We start from the raw sequence: 18,870 nt of genomic DNA, 5'->3' as shown, positions 1-18,870 counted from the left end.
GCCTTCCATTCATGGCTTCTCTGACGGCCTTCCTGCTTCGCCGCCACGGCTCCCGATTGGCTACCCGATTGGCGTCCGCCGTGGTCACCGTGTTTGTGGCATTGGCGACGCTGTCGCCTGTCGTGCATGGCCAGACTGCGGGCGCCCCAACGCAGGCGAATACCGAATCGACGCGGCCGCGTATCGGCCTGGTGCTGTCGGGCGGCGGGGCGCGCGGCTATGCGCATATTGGCGTGCTGAAGATGCTCGAGCGCATGCGCATTCCCGTGGATGTGATTGCCGCCACCAGCATGGGCGCCGTGGTGGGCGGCCTGTACGCCAGCGGGATGCGTGCGGACGCGCTGGAGCAGAAGCTCTCGCAGGTGGACTTGAGCGACATCGCCTTCGATCGCAACGATCGGGCCAAGCTGCCGCAGTCGCTGCGCGAAGATGACTTCCAGTATCCGATCGGGCTGTCCGCCGGCTATGGCGACGGCAGGCTCAAGCTGCCGGCCGGGCTGGTGCAGGGCAACCGCCTGCTGGCGCTGCTCAAGAACTGGACGGCGCAGTGGCCCGACAACATCGCGTTCTCGCGCCTGCCGATTCCCTTCAAGGCCATGGCGACCGATCTGGCCACGGGCGACGGGGTGATTCTCGACCACGGCTCGCTGCCGCTGGCCATGCGCGCCAGCATGGCGGTGCCGGGCCTGTTCGCCCCCATCGAGGTGGGCGGGCGCACGCTGGTGGATGGCGGCCTCGTGAGCAACCTGCCCGTGCAGCTCGCGCGCGACATGGGCGCGGACATCATCATCGCCGTCAATATCGGGTCGGACTTGCTGCGGCCGGAAGACCTGGCCTCGCCGGCCGCGGTCACGCAGCAGATGATCACCATCCTCGTCGGGCAGAACGTGCGGGCGCAAAAGGCACTGCTGCGCGGCAAGGATGTGCTGATCGAGCCGCAGCTCTCGGAGCTTTCGTTCACCGATTTCGCCAAGGGCCCGCAGGGGGTGTTGCAAGGTGAACGCGCGGCGCAGGGCGTCGAGGCGAAGCTGGCGACGTTGTCCCTGTCGCCGCAGGCGTATGCCGCGTACCGGGCTGCCCACGAGCCGCAGGGCACGTTGGTGGCAGGCGCGCGCATCGACGCCATTGACGTGACCACCAGCGGCCGCGTGCCTGCGGCGCGTGTGCGCCAGTTGATCAAGGTGCGCGAAGGCGATGCGTATGACGCCGAGGCACTGAATCGCGAGCTGTCGGCGCTGGCCACCACGGGCGACTTCGAAACCGTCACCCAGCGGCTGGTCGAACAGAATGGCGTGCATACCCTGAAGATCGACGCGCACGAAAAATCCTGGGGCAACCAGTTCTTCCTGTTCGGGCTCGGCATGTCGACCAACTTCGACGGGCGCGGCGCGTTCAACGTCAATCTCGGCCATCGGTATCCGTGGCTCACGCAGAGCGGGCTGGAGTGGCGCAATGACATCGTGCTCGGCAGCAACCGGGCGAGCATCCATACCGAGCTGCGCCAGCCGCTGTGGCAGGCACAGGGGTTTTACGTGGCGCCGTATGCGGAGTACTCGCGCCGCCGCTCCGATCTCTACTTTGACGATCAGCCCCCCACCCGAGACGCCAAGCCCTTCAACAACCTGACCATCGAGACGGCGCGCGCCGGCGTTGACCTGGGCATCCCGTTGGGCCGCAAGGGTGAACTGCGCCTGGGCGTGAACTACGTCAGGAAGACGGCGACGTTCAATTACCTGGAACTGATCGCGGACGAGTCCGGCAATGTCGTGGATGCGACGAGCGTCGACCCCATGCGTGCCCAGCAACCGGCGTTTCGCGCCCAGCTCACGCTGGACCAGCTCGACGATCCGCTGTTCCCGCGCAGCGGCTACTACTTCTACAGCAGCGTGGAAGCGGGTTTCGGCACGCTCGACAAGAAGTTCAACACCGCCCAGGCCAAGGGCCTATGGGCGACCAGCTACGGCCGCCACACGTTGAATGTGGCGCTGGAAGGCGCAGGCCTGTTTGGCGTGAACAGCCCGACGCGGGAAAACGGTGGCAACACGAGCAACGGCGCCAACGAAGGCTTCTTCCTGGGCGGCTTCCAGCACCTTTCGGCCTACGCGCAGGATCAGTTCAACGGTCAGTACATGCTGTACGGCCGCCTGACCTATCTGTACGACCTGCGCGTCGACGATCTGCTCGGCCTGCGCGCGCCGGTGTTCGGCGCCAGTGCGGAGGCCGGCAACGTCTGGCAGCTGCGCAACAACTTCGGCACCGGCCCTTACCTGAAGAGCGGCAGCGTATTCGTCGGCGGCAACAGCCCGATCGGGCCGCTGTACTTCGGTTTTGCGGTGGCGCCGCAGGGCGTGTGGAACGTGTACCTGCAGCTGGGTCGCGTCTTCTGAGCAGACGTTCTGAAGCCGCTTCAGGCGGCTGCAGGCTTGGGCGTGCCGCAGTCTTGCGTGCTTCGTAAGGTCTTGATCAGACTGGGAAATCAATCGGTCAGGTCGCAGCGGACGTGCGTGCTAGCCTTCCGCTTCGCTTCGTTCAAGACCTCGGGCGCGGTCGCGCCCAGCCCCCTTTCTCATGATGTTCTCCGTGTTGTTCCGTCGTTACCGTTCGTCCCGGTGGTTGTTGTGCGCGTGCGCCCTGGCTGTGTTGCAGGCGTGCGGCAAGCATGCGGATGAGGCCGCCAAGCCCGCTGGTCCGCCGGAGGTCGAGTTTGCCGTTGCACAGCCCTCCGATGCGCCGCTGGTGACCGAATTGCCGGGCCGGCTTGAGCCGTATCGCACGGCGGAAGTGCGGGCGCGCGTGGACGGCATCGTCCTCAAGCGCGCCTACGAAGAAGGCCAGGTGGTCAAGGCCGGTCAGGTGCTGTTCCGCATCGATCCGGCGCCGCTCAAGGCACAGGTGGACGCCGCGCAAGGCGCACTTGCCCGTGCGCAGGCGCAACTCGCCATCGCGCGAGACAAGGCGGCGCGCTACAAGGGACTGGCCGCCACGCGCGCCGTGAGCGAGCTGGAATACGCTGAAGCGCAAGCCGCGGAGCGTCAGGCCGCCGCAGACGTGGTTTCCAGCCGTGCCGCGTTGGAAACCGCGCAACTGCGCCTGGGCTATGCCACTGTCACGGCGCCGATTGCCGGCCGCTCGCGCCGCGCGCAGGTCACCGAAGGTGCGCTGGTCAAGGAAGACGCTGCCACGCCGCTCACCACCGTCGAGCAGATCGATCCGATCTACGTGGATTTTGCGCAGCCCGCCGCCGAAGTGCTGGCCTTGCAGCGCGCGCTCAAGAAGGGCCAGGCCGCCGCATTGAGCGGCCAGGACATCGGCGTGCAGGTCATCCTGAGCGACGGCGTGGCGTACGAGCGCCCGGGCAGGCTGCTGTTCTCCGACTTGGCGGTGGACCGCGCAACGGACAACGTTTCGATGCGCGCCGTGCTGCCCAACCCCGACGGCCTGCTGCTGCCTGGCATGTACGTGCGCGTGAAGCTCTCGCACGCCGTGCAGCAGGGCGCGGTGACGGTTCCGAAGGGCGCGTTGCAGCGCGACCGCCAGGGGGCATCCGTGTTTGTGGTGCAGGCCGACAATACGCTGGCCGTGCGTCCCGTGGCTGCGCAAACGTTGGCCGGTGACCAATGGCTGGTGACGAGCGGGCTGTCCGGCGGAGAGCGCCTCGCCATTCCAGGCATGCAGACGCTGGAAGCGGGCATGGCGGTCAAGCCGGTGCCCGCAGCACCGCGTGCTGACACCACGCCGAAGAAGGGCTGACCATGGCGCGCTTCTTTATCGACCGCCCGGTCTTTGCCTGGGTGATTGCGCTGGCCATCATCCTGGCCGGCCTGCTCGCGCTGCCTAAGCTGCCCGTGGCGCAGTACCCGAACATTGCCCCGCCCAACGTCAGCATCTCGGCCAACTATCCGGGCGCGTCGGCGCGCACGGTGGAGAGTGCCGTCACCGCCATCATCGAGCGCGAAATGAACGGCGCGCCGGGGCTGCTGTACATGTCGTCGTCGTCCGATGCGGCGGGCAACGTGTCGATCAACCTGTCGTTCACGCAGGGCACGAGCCCCGATCTTGCGGCGGTGGAGGTGCAGAACCGGCTGAAGATCGTCGAGGAACGTCTGCCTGAGGTCGTGCGCCGCAATGGCATCCGCATCGAGAAGGCGGCTGAGAACTACATGATGTATCTGTCGCTGACGGCCGAGCGTGGCCGCTTTGACGGCATCGACCTGGGCGACCTTGCTTCGTCGGATTTGATTCCGCAGTTGCGTCGCGTGCCGGGCGTGGGCACCGCGCAGTTGTTTGATGCGGAATACGCCATGCGCATCTGGCCCGATGCCGACAAGCTGACCGCCTTGGGCCTGACCGCCGGCGACCTGAGCGACGCCGTGCGCCGCTACAACGCGCGCATCACCGTGGGCGAGATCGGCAGCGGCGCCGTGCCGGGCAGCGCGCCCATCAATGCGAGCGTCACCGGCGACGATGGGCTGACCACGCCGGATGCATTCGGCCAGATTCCGCTGCGTGCGGACGCGCAGGGCCGCATGGTGCTGCTGCGCGATGTGGCGCGCGTGGAGCTGGGCGGCAGCGATTACCTCTACCTCTCGCGCATGAACGGCAAGCCGGCTACGACCATCGGCATCAAGCTTGCCCCTGGCGCCAATGCCGTGGGCGTGGCCAAGCGCGTGCGCGCGGTGCTGGACGAAGCGCAGGCGCATTTCCCGCCCGGCGTGCGCTACGAGGTGGCGTACGACAGCTCGCGCTTTGTCGGCATCGCCATCGAGCAGGTGGTCAAGACGCTGCTCGAAGCCGTGGTGCTGGTGTTCCTGGTGATGATGCTGTTCATGCAGAACCTGCGCGCGACGCTGATCCCGACGCTGGTGGTGCCGATCGCGCTGCTGGGCACGTTTGCGGTGATGCTGCCGATGGGTTTTTCCATCAACGTGCTGACGCTGTTCGGCCTGGTGCTGGCCATCGGCATCCTCGTCGACGATGCGATCGTGGTGGTGGAAAACGTCGAACGCGTGATGCACGAAGAGGGGCTCTCGCCACGCGAGGCAACGGCCAAGGCGATGCGGCAGATCAGCGGGGCCATCGTCGGCATCTCGCTGGTGCTGACGGCGGTGTTCGTGCCGATGGCGTTCTTTGGTGGCGCGGTGGGCAATATCTACCGGCAGTTTTCGCTGTCGCTGGCGGTGTCGATTGTGTTTTCGGCATTCCTGGCACTGACGCTTACGCCAGCGCTTTGCGCGACGCTGCTCAAGCCGGTGCAGGCCGGCCAGGGTGCCGAGCGCAAGGGCTTCTTCGGCGCATTCAACCGGAGCTTTGCGCGGTTGACGGCACGCTACCAAGGCGGCGTTGCCAGGCTGCTGAACCGCACGGGCCGCGTGCTGGTGGCGTACGGCGCCGTCATCGGCGTGGTGGTGCTGCTGTTCACGCAACTGCCCACGGCCTTTCTGCCGGAAGAGGACACCGGCGAGTTCATGACCGTCGTCATGCTGCCGACCGGCGCCACGCAGGCGCAAACGCTCGACGTCGTGCGGCAAGCCGAGCAGCACTTCATGACGCAGGAGCCGGCGGTGGCGTCGACGCTGGCCATCACGGGCTTCAGCCTGTACGGCAACGGGCAGAACGCGGCCATGCTGTTCCTGACGCTCAAGGACTGGAAGGAGCGCAAGGGCGCTGACCAGCACGTCGATGCCGTGGTCGAGCGTGCCAACGCAGCGTTCGGCAAGATCAAGGGCGCGATGGTCATGGCGATGAACTCGCCCGCGCTGCCGGAGCTGGGCAGCAAGCCCGGCTTCGACCTGCGTCTGCAGGACCGCGGAGGCGCCGGCTACGAGCGCCTCGCGCAGGCACGCGACCGCATGCTCGCTGAGGCCGCGAAGCATCCCGCACTGTCGGAAGTCACGTTTGCGGGCCAGGGCGATGCACCGCAGGTGCTGATCGATGTGGATCGCAAGAAGGCGCTGTCGATGGGCGTGTCGATTGATGACATCAACCGCACGCTGGCCGTGATGTTCGGCTCCGATTACGCAGGCGATTTCGTCTACCGCAACCAGGTGCGTCGCGTGATCGTGCAGGCCGACGGCAAGCAGCGCGTCTACGAGTGGACGGGGCAGTCGTTCGAGGAGCGGCTGTCGGGCGCGCAGGCGCCGGCGCTGTTTGCGCTGTCGATCCTCGTCGTGTTCCTGTGCCTGGCGGCGCTGTACGAGAGCTGGTCGATTCCGCTGGCGGTCATGCTGGTGGTGCCGTTGGGCGTGCTGGGTGCGCTGCTGGGCGCCACGCTGCGCTTCCTGCCCAACGACATCTACTTCAAGGTCGGGCTCATTGCGACCATCGGCCTGTCGGCCAAGAACGCGATCCTGATCATTGAAGTGGCCAAGGATCTGGTGGCGCAGGGCATGGGCCTGATTGAAGCCACGCTGGAGGCCGCGCGGCTGCGTTTCCGGCCGATCGTGATGACGTCGCTGGCGTTTGCCTTTGGCGTCGTGCCGCTGGCGATAGCGACCGGCGCGGCATCGGCCAGCCAGCGCGCCATCGGCACGGGTGTGCTGGGCGGGATCATCGCGGCGACGGTGCTGGCAGTGTTCCTGGTGCCGGTGTTCTTTGTGGTGGTGCGGCGCGTGTTCAAGGGTAGCGAGCGGCAGCGCCGGCTGGACGCGGCGCACGAGCACGAGACTGCGGGGCCGGCGGCCTGATCGGCGTCGTGATCAATCTGCGGCGGCTGGGCCTTTGCGCCTGGCTGCTGCGGGGTCGAAACCGAAGAAGCCGAGGACCTCGGCGGCGACCTGATCGCGGTCGTTGTCCACACAGATCATGTGGTAGCTGTTTTCCAGCACCACGCTGCGCGCATGGGGCAGGGTGGCCTGCAGTGTTTGGGCCGAGCGCAGGCTGGTGAGTTCGTCTTCGCGGGAATGGATCACCAGCGTCTGGCACTGCGTCTCGGGCGCGCCGGACAGCGCCCAGCGTCGCAGCCGATCCACCTGCCGAATGCATGCCAGCGGTACCCACGGGTAGTGGAAGCTGTCGCCGCGTGCGAGCTTCGCCTTGATGATCCGCCGCAACAGCGGGTTCTTGATGCCGAACGGCTCGTCTTCTTCCACGCGCATGCGCGCCGCCATGCCCGGGATGCGATAGACCAGGTAGCGCAGATCCCGATACCACGGCGTCGACCAGCCATCGATATGGATCGGCGTGGCGAGCAGCGCCAGCCTGTCCTGCGGGCGCGCAATGCCATGCCGAACCCGGTGCGCCAGCACCAGCGCGAGCAATGCGCCCATGCACATCCCAGCGATATGCACGGTGTCGTGCTCGGCGATGAGCTGCTCATACGTTTGCGTGAGCGTTTCAAGCCAGGCCTCGGCGGGCATGTGGATCAGGTCTTCGGGGCGCGTGCCGTGGCCGGGCAAGGTTGGCACGTGCGTGACCGCGCCGGCGTTGCGCAGCGCTTTCTGCAGCACGCCCACGTCGTAGGCCGTGCCGCCCAGACCATGGATCAGCAGCACAGCCGTGCTGCCGGGCGCCGATGTCGTCACAGTGCGGTCTCGACCGACCAGGTACCGGCGACGAGCGCCATGTTGCCGACCGCATCCCTCAGCGGCCCACCGGTATCCACCACGGTGTGCAGCGTGCCGTCACGCGCGGTGATGCGCAGCGTCTGGCGGCGTGCGGGCATGGCGGCCCCGTCGTCCAGCGCGGTTTCTCCGAGCCACCGTGCGCGCAGCGCATCGCGATCATCCGGGTGCACCAGTTGCAGTACGGTCGAGATCGACGCCATGCTCGCCGCGTCGTGTCCGAAGACGAGGACCACGTCGCCGCCCCAGTCGATGCGGCCGCTGGCCGGGTCGATGGTGTAGACGAGCTGGCCCGATGTTGCCAACGCCAGTTCCACGCGGTTCTGCCATTGCGCGCTCTGCTCGTGCAGTTGTTCGCGCGTGGTTTTGAGCGCGCTCACCAGCAGCACCAGCAGCGCGGCAATGCCCAGGTACAGCTGCGCTTCCAGCAGCGACTGGCCATAGTGGTGATCGAGCACGGCGAACGGGCCGTCGCCCTCGGCGGTTTGCGTCAGCGCCACCAGCGTGAGCAGCAGCACGGCCATGGAGCCGCCGCGGCCGCCCCACAGCAGGGCCACCACCACGGCAAAGAACAGCGGGACGTAGGTCAGCGCAAAGCCGATGCCGTCGCCAAACTTGGCATCGCTGTTGCCATCGAAAATGACGTACGCCGACAGCGCCAGCGCAATCGCGGCCGCCAGGCCGAGCAGGAAATCCGTGCGGTCCGTGCCGCCCGAGCGGAACGCGCGAAAGCGGGACCACGCCGCCAGCACCGGCGTGACGATCAGCACGCCCAGGAAGTCCGACGCCGCCCAGATGCGCAGCACGTGCCCGAACGCGCCGCCCTGCGACCACGCAAACCATGCCGCCCCGAACAGCGCCCCGAGCAGCGCGCTGACCGCGCCTGCCACCAGCATCGCGCGCACGAAGTACAAACCTTCGAGCGGGACGCGCGCGAGCCTCACCAGCGCCACGGCCAGGGCCGCGCTCCCGGCTTCGTCGAGCACGAACAGCATGGCGTGCGCCGGGTTGGTGTGTTCAATCGCGGCCAGCGCCAGCTGGGCCACGGCAAATGCCGCGCCCAGCCCCGGCCATTCGCGGTACGGCCGCAGCATGAACGCCGCCATGGTCACGCCTGCCGGCAGCCAGATGTATCCCGTCATGTCGACCGGCCCATTCAGCCGGTGCGACACGATGGCGGCAACCAGGTAAAGCGCGCCCCAGAGGATCGTGGCGACGGTGGTGGAAGGTCGGTTCAATGGCATCCGGGTTTCCCTCGGTGAAAACAAAAAACCGCGCCGGCTTGGATGCCGTGCGCGGTTGGTGATGCTACCGCAACCGGTTTCGGGCGGGCTTAGACGACAGGCAGCGCCAAGACTTCCCGCGCGGCGCGGCGGTCGCGCAACTCGGCCATCCAGCGCTCGAGGTTCGGGCGCGCCGGGCGGTCCATCGGCAGGCCGAGCCAGCGGTGTGTGGCGCAGCCGCAGACGATGTCGGCCATGGTGAAGCGGCGGCCGGCCACGTAGGGCTGCTTGGCCAGCACGGCTTCGAGGATGGCGGTGCTGCGCTCCGCGGCCTGGCGCGAGCGTTCAATGCGTGCGGCGTCGCGCTGGTCGTCCGGCGTACGCACGAGCTGCATGAACGCATCCACCATCGACGGGCTGTACGACGTGGTCTGCCAGTCCATCCACCGGTCGGCATCGGCGCGCTCGTGAAGCTCGAGCGGGTAGAGGTTGCCCGGGCCGTAGCGTGCCGAGAGATAGCGCACGATGGCGTTGGACTCCCACAGCACGAAGCGCGTATCGCCGGCATCGTTCAGGCCGTCTTCGATGACGGGGATCATCCCGTTCGGGTTCATCGCCTTGAATTCCGGCGTGTCGACGCCGCCGAAGGCGCCGCCGACGTCGATGCGCTCATGGTCCAGCGACAGCTCGCGCGCGCACCAGACCACTTTCTGAACGTTGACCGAAGAGAGTCTTCCCCAGATCCGCAGCATCGACGACGGCTCCTTTCTCGAATGGATGAATGGACAGGTAGGTAATTTAGGCGGCCTTCGGCGTGAGCGCAGCGATTTCTGCGCGGATCAGCTCGCCCAGCACGGCGATGCCTTGCTCGATGCGCTCCGGTGCCACCGTCACGAACGCCAGGCGCAGGGTGTTGCGACGCGGCGCATTGGCATAGAACGGCGCGCCCGGCACGAACGCCACGTTGCGCGCGACGGCCTTTTCCAGCAGCGACATCGTGTCGATGCCTTCCGGCACTTCCACCCAGATGAACATGCCGCCTTCCGGGCGGTTCCAGTGCACGCCAGCCGGCATGTGGCGCGTGAGCGAGTCGAGCATCGCTTCGCATTGCTTGCCGTAGAGGTTCCGGATGCTCGGGATGTGCGTGTCGAGCAGCCCGGTCTTCAGCACCTCATACGCCACGCGCTGCGTGAAACTGGGCGTGTGCAGATCCGATGCCTGCTTGGCCTGCACGAGTTTGAAGTGGATATGTTCGGGCGCGATGATGTAGCCCAGGCGCATGCCCGGTGCCAGGATCTTCGAGAACGAGCCCATGTAGACCACGCCGTCCGGATTGAGCGAGCGCAGCGAGGGCAGGGCGTCGCCGGTGTAGCTGAGTTCGCCGTACGGGTCGTCTTCAACGAGGAGCACGCCGAGTTCCTTCGCGCGGGCGACCAGGGCTTGGCGGCGGTCCAGCGGCAGGCGGCGGCCAGTCGGGTTCTGGAAGTTCGGGATCGTGTAGAAGAAGCGCGCGCCAGCCGCCAGCTCGGGCGTGAGCGCGTCGGGCAACAGGCCCTTGTCGTCGGTGGCGATGGACGTATAGCTCGGCTCGAACAGCGAGAACGCCTGCAGCGCGCCGAGGTACGTCGGCGTTTCGACCAGCACCTTGCTTTGCGGGTCGATGAAGATCTTGCCGAGCAGGTCCAGCCCCTGTTGCGAGCCCGTGGTGATGAGCACGCGCGAGGCGGTGGTGCCATGACGCTGGGCGATCCACTCGCGCAGCACCGACAGGCCTTCGGTCGGCGTGTACTGCAGCGAGGCCTGCGGGTTGTCGGCAAACATGCGGGCGCACGCCGCCTGAATCGCTTCGACCGGGAAGGTGACCGGGGCGGGCAGGCCGCCGGCAAACGAAATGACCTCAGGACGTTCGGTGATCTTGAGGATTTCCCGGATCGCCGAGCTGGTGAGTTTCTGAGCGCGGCTGGAGAAGGTACAGGCGGTGTGGTCCATGGTGTGGTCCTAGTGTTGCGGCGCCCACCTCGTGAGCGGGCGCCGTGGGTGGGCAAGACGGTGAGAATAGCAGGCAACCGGCCCGTCTAACACTGGCCGGCTGCCGGTGGCACAGCAGGAAAAAGCGTCGCTCAGGCGACTTCGGCAATCAGCTCGATCTCGACGCACGCACCAAACGGAATCTGTGCGACGCCGAAGGCGCTGCGGGCGTGCTTGCCGGCGTCGCCAAACACTTCGACGAACAGTTCCGATGCGCCGTTGGTCACCAGGTGCTGCTCGGTGAACTCCTGGGTGGAGTTGACGAGGCTCATCACCTTGACGATGCGCTTGACGCGGCTGAGGTCACCGCCCAGGTGCGTGTTCAGCGTGGCGATCAGGTCGATGGCGATGGCGCGTGCGGCTGCCTTGCCTTGCTCGGTCGTCATGTCGGCGCCCAGCTTGCCAACCCACGGCTTGCCGTCTTTCTTGGCGATGTGGCCGGACAGGAAGACTTGGTTGCCGGTTTGCGCGGCCATGACGTAGGCGGCAGCGGGGGCGCCGGCGGCGGGCAGTTCGATGCCGAGTTGCTTGAGCTTGGCCTGAGCGTCGTGCGAGGCGGTCATGAAGACTCCTTGGTAAGTGCGGTCAACAAAAGAGGGAAGACGTTGCTATCGGCGGACCGACGTGCGCCGGCCGATGCCGACCACGGCAATGACGGCCAGCGCAAACAGCACGGTCGGCGCATCGAGCGATTCGCCCAGCAGCAGCCAGCCGCCGATCAACGTCATGAAAGGTTGCAGCAATTGTATCTGGCCGACCCGCGCAACACCGCCCGCTGCCAGGCCGGAATACCAGAACAGGAAGCCGATGAACATCGAAAAGGCCGATACATAAGCCAGCCCCATCCAGGCCCGGGACGACGCATGCGCCAGCGCCTCGGCCTGATGTGTGGACGGCAGCCATGCCAGCGCGCCCACCAGCGGCAGCAGCACGGGCAGGGAGACGACCAGCGCCCAGGCAATTGTCTGCATGCCGCCCAGCTCACGCGCCAGCCTGCCGCCGGTTGCATAGCCGAGGGCGCCCGTCACCATGGCGGCGAAGAGGAGCCAATCGGCGCGGTGCAGCGCTCCCGCACCTTGCAGCAGTGCAAATGAAACAACGAGCACGCTGCCAATGACCGCGCACAGCCAAAACCCCGCGGACGGCCGCTCGCGCCCGAACCACGCGGCAAAGATGGCGGTCGCAAGCGGCAGCAGGCCGGTGATGATGGCGCCATGGGCGGCCGGCACATCGCGCATCGCCAGCGACGAGAACAGCGGAAAGCCGACCACCACGCCCATCGCCGTCACCGCCAATTGCCACCATTGATTGCCGCGCGGGCGCTTGCCGGCCGAGAACGCGCCCGTGGCCGCGAGCAGCACGAGCGCCAGAACGCTTGCCAGCACCGCGCGCGCCAGCGCTACGAAGGTGGCATCCAGTTCGGCGACGGCCATGCGCGTGAACGGCAGCGTCTGGCTGAAGATGGCCACGCCGATAAAGCCCAGCAGCAGGCCGCGGCGTTCAGCGTGGTCAATGTGTGGTGCGGGCAGGGTGACGGACTTGTTCATGGCGGCCGCTCAATCGGCAAACGCCACGGCGACGCGTCGGTTCTGGCGGCTTTTCTTTTCGATCTTGGTGACCACCACGCGGCCGATTTCACCGGTGGCCCGCACATGGGTGCCGCCGCACGGTTGGCGGTCGATGCCGTCAATGTGGATGATGCGGATGGCTGAGGCGCCTGCCGGCGGCGCCGCGCCGATGGTGCGCACGAGTTCGGGTTGCGCGGCCAGTTCTTCCGGCGTGATCAGGTCGATGCGCACCGGCGTGTTGCGGCCGATAAGTTCGTTCAGCTGCGTGGTGAGCGTGTCGCGGTCGAGCGTGGATTCCGGCAGGTCGAAATCGATGCGGCCAGCGTCCGGCGAGATACCGCAACCCGTGACCGGCACCGGAATCAGCGAGCCCAGCAGGTGCAGGCACGTATGCAGCCGCATCAGGCGGTGGCGGCGCTCCCAGTCGATGGTGGCCGTGACCGGCGTGCCGGGCTTGAGCGGGGAGAGGTCTGCGCTGTCGGCAGGCACATGCAGAACGGTCTGGCGATCGGCGCTGTAGACGGTGTCGGCAATCGCAAGGGTGTGCCCATCGGCCAGGACCAACGTGCCGGTGTCGCCCGCCTGGCCGCCGCTGCGGGCGTAGAACACCGTGGCGTCCAGTTCGATGCCTTCCGGATGCACGGCGACGACCGAAGCGTCGCAGGTGGCGCGGTAGGCGTCTTCATCAAAGCGTTTCAACGTTGGCATCGGGGCGTCTCCGGGTTCGCTGGGGGCGGAATTCTGACCTTGATCCTACCGAACTGCGTCTGTACAGTACCTGTACACTTTGTCGTGGCGCTTTCTGTACAGTTTTCGGCCCGCTTCCGCCTACCTTGTCATGAATTCCACCTCCCACATCATCAGCTTGGATGCCCGCCGCGCGGCTGCCCGCCCGGCCGCGGAGCAGCTGCCCGACCCGATTCCGTCGGCGCAGATGACGCTGGTGGATCAGCTCACCGAATGGGCGCGTATGCGCATCGACGAGCGCGTGTTTCGTGCCGGCATGCGCATGCCGTCGATCCGGCAACTGGCACAGGAGAAGAGCATTTCGCGCTTCACCGTGGTGGAGGCATACGAGCGGCTGGTGGCGCAGGGGTATCTGGAATCGCGCCGCGGATCGGGCTTCTACGTCAAGGAGCGCCAGGCGCCATTGCCCGAAGAGCCGGTCGCGCCGCCGCCCACCGCCGCGCGCAAGATCGACGTGACGTGGCTGCTGCGGAACATGTTCCATTCCGCCGAGCCACGCAAGGCGCCGGGCATCGGCTTTCTGCCCAACGGCTGGCTTGACGGCGAACTGATCGCCAACGCGCTGCGCACGCTCGGCCGGCAGAACGGCAACCAGTTTCTGGCGTGGGGATCGCCGCAGGGCTTCTTGCCGCTGCGCCAGCAGTTGCAGACGCGGTTGGCGGAGCTGGAGATCGGCGCGCGGCCGGACCAGATCGTCATGACCTCGGGCATCACCTCGTCGCTCGACCTGATCGCGCGCCAGTACGTGCAGCCCGGCGATACGGTGCTGGTGGGCGACCCGGCGTGGTTCCTGATGTTCGGCCGCTTTGCCGCGCAAGGGGCGCAGGTGATCGGCGTGCCGTACACCGCCGAGGGGCCCGACCTGGTGGCGCTGGAGGGGCTGGTGCAGGTGCGGCGGCCCAAGCTGCTGATCATCAACTCGATCCTGCATAACCCGACCGGCACGTCGCTGTCGGCGGCCAAGGCGTTTCAGCTGCTGCGGCTGGCCGAGCAGTACGGTTTCCTGATCGTCGAAGACGATATCTACGGCGATCTCGCCCCGCCCGGCCACCCGGGCACGCGGCTGGCTAGCCTCGACCAGCTGCGCCGTGTGATCTACCTGAGCAGCTTCTCCAAGACGCTCGCGGCCAACCTGCGCGTGGGGTTCATCGCCTGCCACCCCGAGCTGGCCAAGAACCTCGTCGACGGCAAGCTGCTGACGGGCCTGGTCACGCCCGAGATCAACGAGCGCGTGCTCTACAAGATCCTGACCGAAGGCCATTACCGCAAGCATGTCGAACGCATACGCGCCCGGCTGGACCGCGCCCGCGACGGCGTGCAGCGCAACTTGGAGCGCACGGGCCTGAAGCTGTTTGCGCAGCAGGGCGCGGGCATGTTTCTCTGGGCCGATACCGGCCAGGACACCAACGCCATTGCCCGCGCCGGGCACGAACAAGGCTATGTGTTTGCCCCGGGGAGCCTGTTTTCGCCGTCGCAGATGCCGTCGACGTGGATGCGCTTCAACATTGCGACCAGCGCCGATCCGGAGTTGCTGCGGTTTCTGGCCGAGCAGCTCGATCGCGGGGCTTGAAAAACGGTCGCCACGCCTTATCTAGCCTCACAAATTCATGCGGGCGCACGCGCAAGGTGTAGCCCGCTTCTCTTTCCACTTTCCAGACTTTTTATGCACACCATGAGCGCACCGCACGAGAAGATGGCTTTCCAGGCAGAAGTGAAGCAGCTTCTGCATCTGATGATCCACTCGCTGTACAGCAACAAGGAAATCTTCCTGCGGGAGCTGGTTTCCAATGCGTCGGATGCGGTCGACAAGCTGCGCTTCGAGGGCATCGCCGATCCGTCGCTGCTGGAAGGCGGCGGGGAGCTGGGCATCCGCATCGGCTTTGACGCTGCCGCGCGCACCATCACCATCGCCGACAACGGCATCGGCATGAGCCGCGACGAGGCCATCCGCAACCTCGGCACCATCGCCCGTTCGGGCACGCGCGAGTTCTTCAGCCAGCTGTCGGGCGACCAGCAGAAGGACGCCGCCCTCATCGGTCAGTTTGGCGTGGGCTTCTACTCGGCGTTCATCGTGGCCGACCGCGTAACGGTGGAATCGCGCCGCGCCGGCGTGCCGGCCGAAGAAGGCGTGCGCTGGGAAAGCACGGGCGACGGCGAATTCACCGTCGACACGATCGAACGCGCCGAGCGCGGCACCACCATCACGCTGCACCTGCGTGAAGGCGAGGACGATTTCCTCTCCGCCTGGCGCGTCAAGTCGGTCGTGCAGAAGTATTCGGACCACATCTCCCTGCCGATCCAGATGCGCAAGGAAGCATGGGACGAAGAGAAAAAAGCGATGGTCGCCCAGGACGAATGGGAAACCATCAACCAGGGCAGCGCCCTGTGGGCACGTCCGCGCGCTGACGTGACCGACGATCAGTACATCGCCTTCTACCAGCACATCGCGCACGAAAACGGCAAGCCGCTGGCTTGGACGCACAACCGCGTGGAAGGCCGCAGCGAATACACGCAGCTGCTGTACATCCCGACCAACGCGCCGTTCGACCTGTGGGATCGCGAGCGCCGCAGCGGCCTGAAGCTGTACGTCAAGCGCGTCTTCATCATGGACGACGCCGAGCAACTGCTGCCGGGCTACCTGCGCTTCGTGAAGGGCGTGATCGATTCGACGGACTTGCCGCTGAACGTGTCGCGCGAAATCCTCCAGGAAAGCCGCGACGTGAAGGCCATCCGCGAAGGTTCCACCAAGCGCGTGCTGGGCATGCTCGAATCGATGGCCGAGTCGGATGACGCCGCCGAGAAGGAAAAGTACGCCACGTTCTGGCAGAACTTCGGCCAGGTGCTCAAGGAAGGCATCGGCGAAGACCACGCCAACAAGGATCGCATCGCCAAGCTGCTGCGCTTTGCTTCCACGCACAACGAAGACAGCGCACAGACCGTTTCGCTGGCGGATTACATCGGCCGCATGAAGGAAGGCCAGGACAAGATCTACTACGTGACCGCCGAAAACTGGACGGCCGCGAAGTCGAGCCCGCATCTGGAAATCTTCCGCAAGAAGGGCGTGGAAGTGCTGCTGCTGACCGACCGCGTGGACGAGTGGATGCTCTCGTTCCTGCACGACTTCGAAGAGAAGGAACTGGTGTCGGTGGCGCGTGGCGATCTGGACCTGGGCGCCTTGGAAGACGAAGCCGAGAAGGCCGAGCACGCCAAGGTGGAAGGCGAGTTCAAGCCGTTGGTCGAGCGCGCCAAGGCGGTGCTGGGCGACAAGGCCAAGGACGTGCGGATCACGCATCGCCTGACCGATTCGCCGTCGTGCCTGGTGGCCGATGAAGGCGATATCAGCGGCACGCTGGCCCGTCTGCTGAAGCAGGCCGGCCAACAGGCGCCCGACAGCAAGCCGGTGCTGGAGCTGAACCCGACGCATCCGCTCGTGCGCAAGCTCGCGCTGCTGGAAACCGTGACCGGCAACGAAGCCGACCGCGCCGCGTTCGAGGATCGCATTCACGTGTTGTTCGATCAGGCACTGCTGGCGGAAGGCGGCGCGTTGACCGACCCGGCGGCTTACGTCCAACGCGTGAACCGTCTGCTGGCCTGACGACGAGCGTGACGCTCAAGCGATGCTTTCCGCCTGTGGTCGACGCGCGCACGCGCGTGCTGATCCTGGGCAGCCTGCCCGGCGAAGCATCGCTTGCGCAATCGCAGTACTACGCCTACAAGCACAACCAGTTCTGGCGCCTCGCCGGCGAGGTGATCGGCGAGGACTTGCCGGGCATGGAGTACGCAGCGCGCTTGCAGGCGCTGCTCGCGCATCGCATCGGCTTGTGGGACGTGGTGGCTGAAGCCAAGCGCGAAGGCAGTCTCGACAGCAAGATTCGGGACCTTGCCGGGAATGACCTCGCGGGCTTGATCGCTTCGTTGCCGGAACTGGCGGTCATTGCCTTCAACGGCGGTACCGCCGCGCGCATCGGCATGAAAGCGCTGGGCGATATGGGCGATCGCCACACCATCCTCAAACTTCCTTCCAGCAGTCCGGCCTATGCAGCCGTGCCGTATGCCCAGAAGTTGGCGGCGTGGCAGGCGTTGCGTGAGTGGCTGTCGTAGCGCGCGACCTGGCCAGCCGTTGTACTGGATAGTCGCGTCAGGTGGCGTGCAGGCGCGTCCTGCATCGGCCGAATCGCTGGCCTACACTGTGCCCTGCGCGAGAAAGCGCGGCGCCGACGGATCGTTCGCTGCCACAACAACGGATACCAAGGAAATCAGTTCCATGACCACACCTTCGATGTACGAGTTTCTCGTCCCGACTGCCAACCGCATGCTTGGCAACCTGTCGGCGCTGCTCGACAAGGCAGCCGCCTACGCAGAAGCGAAGAAGTTCGACCCGGCCAACCTGATGACCGCGCGTCTTGCGCCGGACATGCATCCGTTCACGCGGCAGGTGCAGATTGCCTGCGATCAGGCCAAGGGCGGTGCAGCGCGGCTGTCGGGCAACGAGGTGCCGTCGTACCCGGATGAGGAGACGACCATTCCGGAGCTGAAGGCGCGCATTGCCAAGACGCTCGCGTTCGTCAACAGCATCGACCCCGCGGCGTTCGCCGGCAGTGAAGATCGCCAGATCACGCTCAAGAGCCCGACGCGCGAACTGCAGTTCACGGGCATCGATTACCTGCGCGGTTTTGTGCTGCCGAACCTGTATTTCCATGTCACCACGGCCTACGCGCTGCTGCGCCATAACGGCGTGGAAATCGGCAAGATGGATTTTCTCGGGCGCCCCTGAGAAGCGCCGCAGAACCACGCCGGCCGCCTGATGACAGGCGCCGGCGTGCATTGCCGAACGAGCGGTCCAACCGCGGCTCCATGCGGATTCCGGGCCGCCAATGCGCAAACGTTAAGGGCCTGACACACCCGCCTCGCAGCGCATCTGTCACAATCGCGCCCGAGGCCGACGCGGGGGGCGTCGGTGCATTTCACTACCGGGCCTTCACATGCCGTTTCTTGGAATCGGGTTTCACGTCATCGTCGCGCTGTTCTTTGCGGTGCACGTCGTGCGCAACAACCAGAACATGTACTGGTTGTTCATCCTGTTTGCGTTTCCGTTGCTGGGCAGCGTGGTGTATTTCTTCGCGATCTATCTGCCGGAGATGCGTCACTCGCGCGGCGCCCGCGTTGCCAGCCGCGCAGTGACGCAACTGATCGATCCGAACCGCGCCGTGCGCGAAGCCCGCAACGATTTCGACCGCGCGCCGACCGTGCAGCATCGCCTGCGTCTGGGCGAAGCACTGCTGGAAGCCGGCGATGCGAAGGAAGCGCGCCAGCACTTCGAGCAGGCGGCGACCGGCCCGTTTGCCGGCGACCCGGCCGTGCTGCTCGGCCTGGCGCGCGCGCAGTTCGCCACGGGCGAGGCGGCGCGCGCCAAGGACACGCTCGACAAGCTGTTCGAAGCGCATCGCGTGACACGCCAGCAGCCCGACCCCACATTGCTGTACGCACGTGCATTGGCCGTGACGAACGCGCCGAATACGCGTGAAGCGTTCGAGCAGGCCCTGACCTGCGCGAACGATGCCGCAGCCCGTTGCCTCTTCGGCGAATGGCTGCTCGCCCAGAACAACGATGCCGACAAGCAGCGCGCGCAGGCCCTGTTTGAAGAAATCCTGCGCGACGCCAAGCACTGGACGCGCTACGCCAAAGACCACAATCGCGAATGGCTGCAGCGTGCCGCGGCCGCTCAGTCTTCTTCCCGTTGATCCG

General features: G+C 66.3%; 15 protein-coding genes. 8 read left to right on the top strand and 7 right to left on the bottom strand.

What is annotated here, in order from left to right; all coding sequences use genetic code 11:
• The first annotated feature begins 11 nt into the window (after nucleotides 1-11).
• The 3 genes from R2676_RS08710 to R2676_RS08700 all read left to right on the top strand — a co-directional run bounded on the left by R2676_RS08710 (nucleotide 12) and on the right by R2676_RS08700 (nucleotide 6,683).
• Nucleotides 12-2,387 carry a patatin-like phospholipase family protein gene (locus R2676_RS08710; protein WP_206275559.1) on the top strand — a complete coding sequence of 792 codons (2,376 nt, stop codon included), beginning with the start codon at nucleotides 12-14 and terminating at the stop codon, nucleotides 2,385-2,387.
• Between the two features lie 181 nt (nucleotides 2,388-2,568).
• Nucleotides 2,569-3,750, top strand: coding sequence for an efflux RND transporter periplasmic adaptor subunit (locus R2676_RS08705; RefSeq protein WP_206275558.1), 1,182 nt, complete (start codon nucleotides 2,569-2,571; stop codon nucleotides 3,748-3,750).
• A gap of 2 nt (nucleotides 3,751-3,752) precedes the next feature.
• Nucleotides 3,753-6,683 (top strand): efflux RND transporter permease subunit, encoded by a 2,931-nt coding sequence (locus tag R2676_RS08700; protein ID WP_206275557.1) that lies wholly within the window; start codon nucleotides 3,753-3,755, stop codon nucleotides 6,681-6,683.
• A gap of 12 nt (nucleotides 6,684-6,695) precedes the next feature.
• Here the strand turns inward: R2676_RS08700 and R2676_RS08695 are convergent, their stop codons facing one another.
• The 7 genes from R2676_RS08695 to R2676_RS08665 form a co-directional block, all read right to left on the bottom strand.
• Nucleotides 6,696-7,520, bottom strand: a complete 825-nt coding sequence (locus tag R2676_RS08695; protein ID WP_206275556.1) for an alpha/beta hydrolase — start codon at nucleotides 7,518-7,520, stop codon at nucleotides 6,696-6,698.
• Nucleotides 7,517-8,803 (bottom strand): MASE1 domain-containing protein, encoded by a 1,287-nt coding sequence (locus R2676_RS08690; protein ID WP_206275555.1) that lies wholly within the window; start codon nucleotides 8,801-8,803, stop codon nucleotides 7,517-7,519. The genes R2676_RS08695 and R2676_RS08690 overlap by 4 nt, the downstream gene beginning before the upstream one ends.
• A gap of 89 nt (nucleotides 8,804-8,892) precedes the next feature.
• Nucleotides 8,893-9,534, bottom strand: coding sequence for a glutathione S-transferase family protein (locus tag R2676_RS08685; RefSeq protein ID WP_206275554.1), 642 nt, complete (start codon nucleotides 9,532-9,534; stop codon nucleotides 8,893-8,895).
• Nucleotides 9,535-9,580: 46 nt separating this feature from the next.
• Nucleotides 9,581-10,771, bottom strand: coding sequence for an aminotransferase-like domain-containing protein (locus R2676_RS08680; protein ID WP_102064829.1), 1,191 nt, complete (start codon nucleotides 10,769-10,771; stop codon nucleotides 9,581-9,583).
• Between the two features lie 131 nt (nucleotides 10,772-10,902).
• Nucleotides 10,903-11,373 (bottom strand): RidA family protein, encoded by a 471-nt coding sequence (locus R2676_RS08675; protein ID WP_009238591.1) that lies wholly within the window; start codon nucleotides 11,371-11,373, stop codon nucleotides 10,903-10,905.
• 45 nt (nucleotides 11,374-11,418) lie between these two features.
• Nucleotides 11,419-12,357, bottom strand: coding sequence for a DMT family transporter (locus R2676_RS08670; protein ID WP_206275553.1), 939 nt, complete (start codon nucleotides 12,355-12,357; stop codon nucleotides 11,419-11,421).
• A gap of 9 nt (nucleotides 12,358-12,366) precedes the next feature.
• The gene (locus R2676_RS08665; RefSeq protein ID WP_206275552.1) at nucleotides 12,367-13,086 is read right to left on the bottom strand and encodes an alanyl-tRNA editing protein; all 720 of its coding nucleotides are present in this window, start codon (nucleotides 13,084-13,086) and stop codon (nucleotides 12,367-12,369) included.
• A 130-nt stretch (nucleotides 13,087-13,216) separates the two neighbouring features.
• Here R2676_RS08665 and R2676_RS08660 point away from each other — a divergent pair, with 130 nt between their 5' ends.
• From R2676_RS08660 to R2676_RS08640, 5 genes are all read left to right on the top strand, one after another.
• Entirely contained in the window at nucleotides 13,217-14,695 is a 1,479-nt protein-coding gene (locus R2676_RS08660) for an aminotransferase-like domain-containing protein (protein WP_206275551.1), read from the top strand.
• A 102-nt stretch (nucleotides 14,696-14,797) separates the two neighbouring features.
• On the top strand, nucleotides 14,798-16,720 hold the full coding sequence (htpG, locus tag R2676_RS08655) for a molecular chaperone HtpG (protein WP_027677813.1): 1,923 nt from the start codon (nucleotides 14,798-14,800) through the stop codon (nucleotides 16,718-16,720).
• A gap of 8 nt (nucleotides 16,721-16,728) precedes the next feature.
• A complete protein-coding gene (locus R2676_RS08650) occupies nucleotides 16,729-17,226 on the top strand; it encodes a DNA-deoxyinosine glycosylase (protein WP_206275550.1) in 498 nt (165 codons plus the stop codon).
• 163 nt (nucleotides 17,227-17,389) lie between these two features.
• Complete coding sequence (locus tag R2676_RS08645) at nucleotides 17,390-17,899, top strand: DUF1993 domain-containing protein (RefSeq protein ID WP_206275549.1); 510 nt, start codon at nucleotides 17,390-17,392, stop codon at nucleotides 17,897-17,899.
• A 208-nt stretch (nucleotides 17,900-18,107) separates the two neighbouring features.
• Nucleotides 18,108-18,866: a tetratricopeptide repeat protein gene (locus tag R2676_RS08640; protein WP_206275548.1), complete on the top strand. Its 759-nt coding sequence runs from the start codon at nucleotides 18,108-18,110 to the stop codon at nucleotides 18,864-18,866.
• Nucleotides 18,867-18,870: the final 4 nt, after the last annotated feature.

Source organism: Ralstonia flatus (assembly GCF_958439105.1).
Classification (GTDB): Bacteria; Pseudomonadota; Gammaproteobacteria; order Burkholderiales; family Burkholderiaceae; genus Ralstonia; species Ralstonia flatus.
The sequence above is the reverse complement of the archived record's forward strand: the minus strand, read 5'-3'. Positions and strand labels throughout refer to the sequence as shown.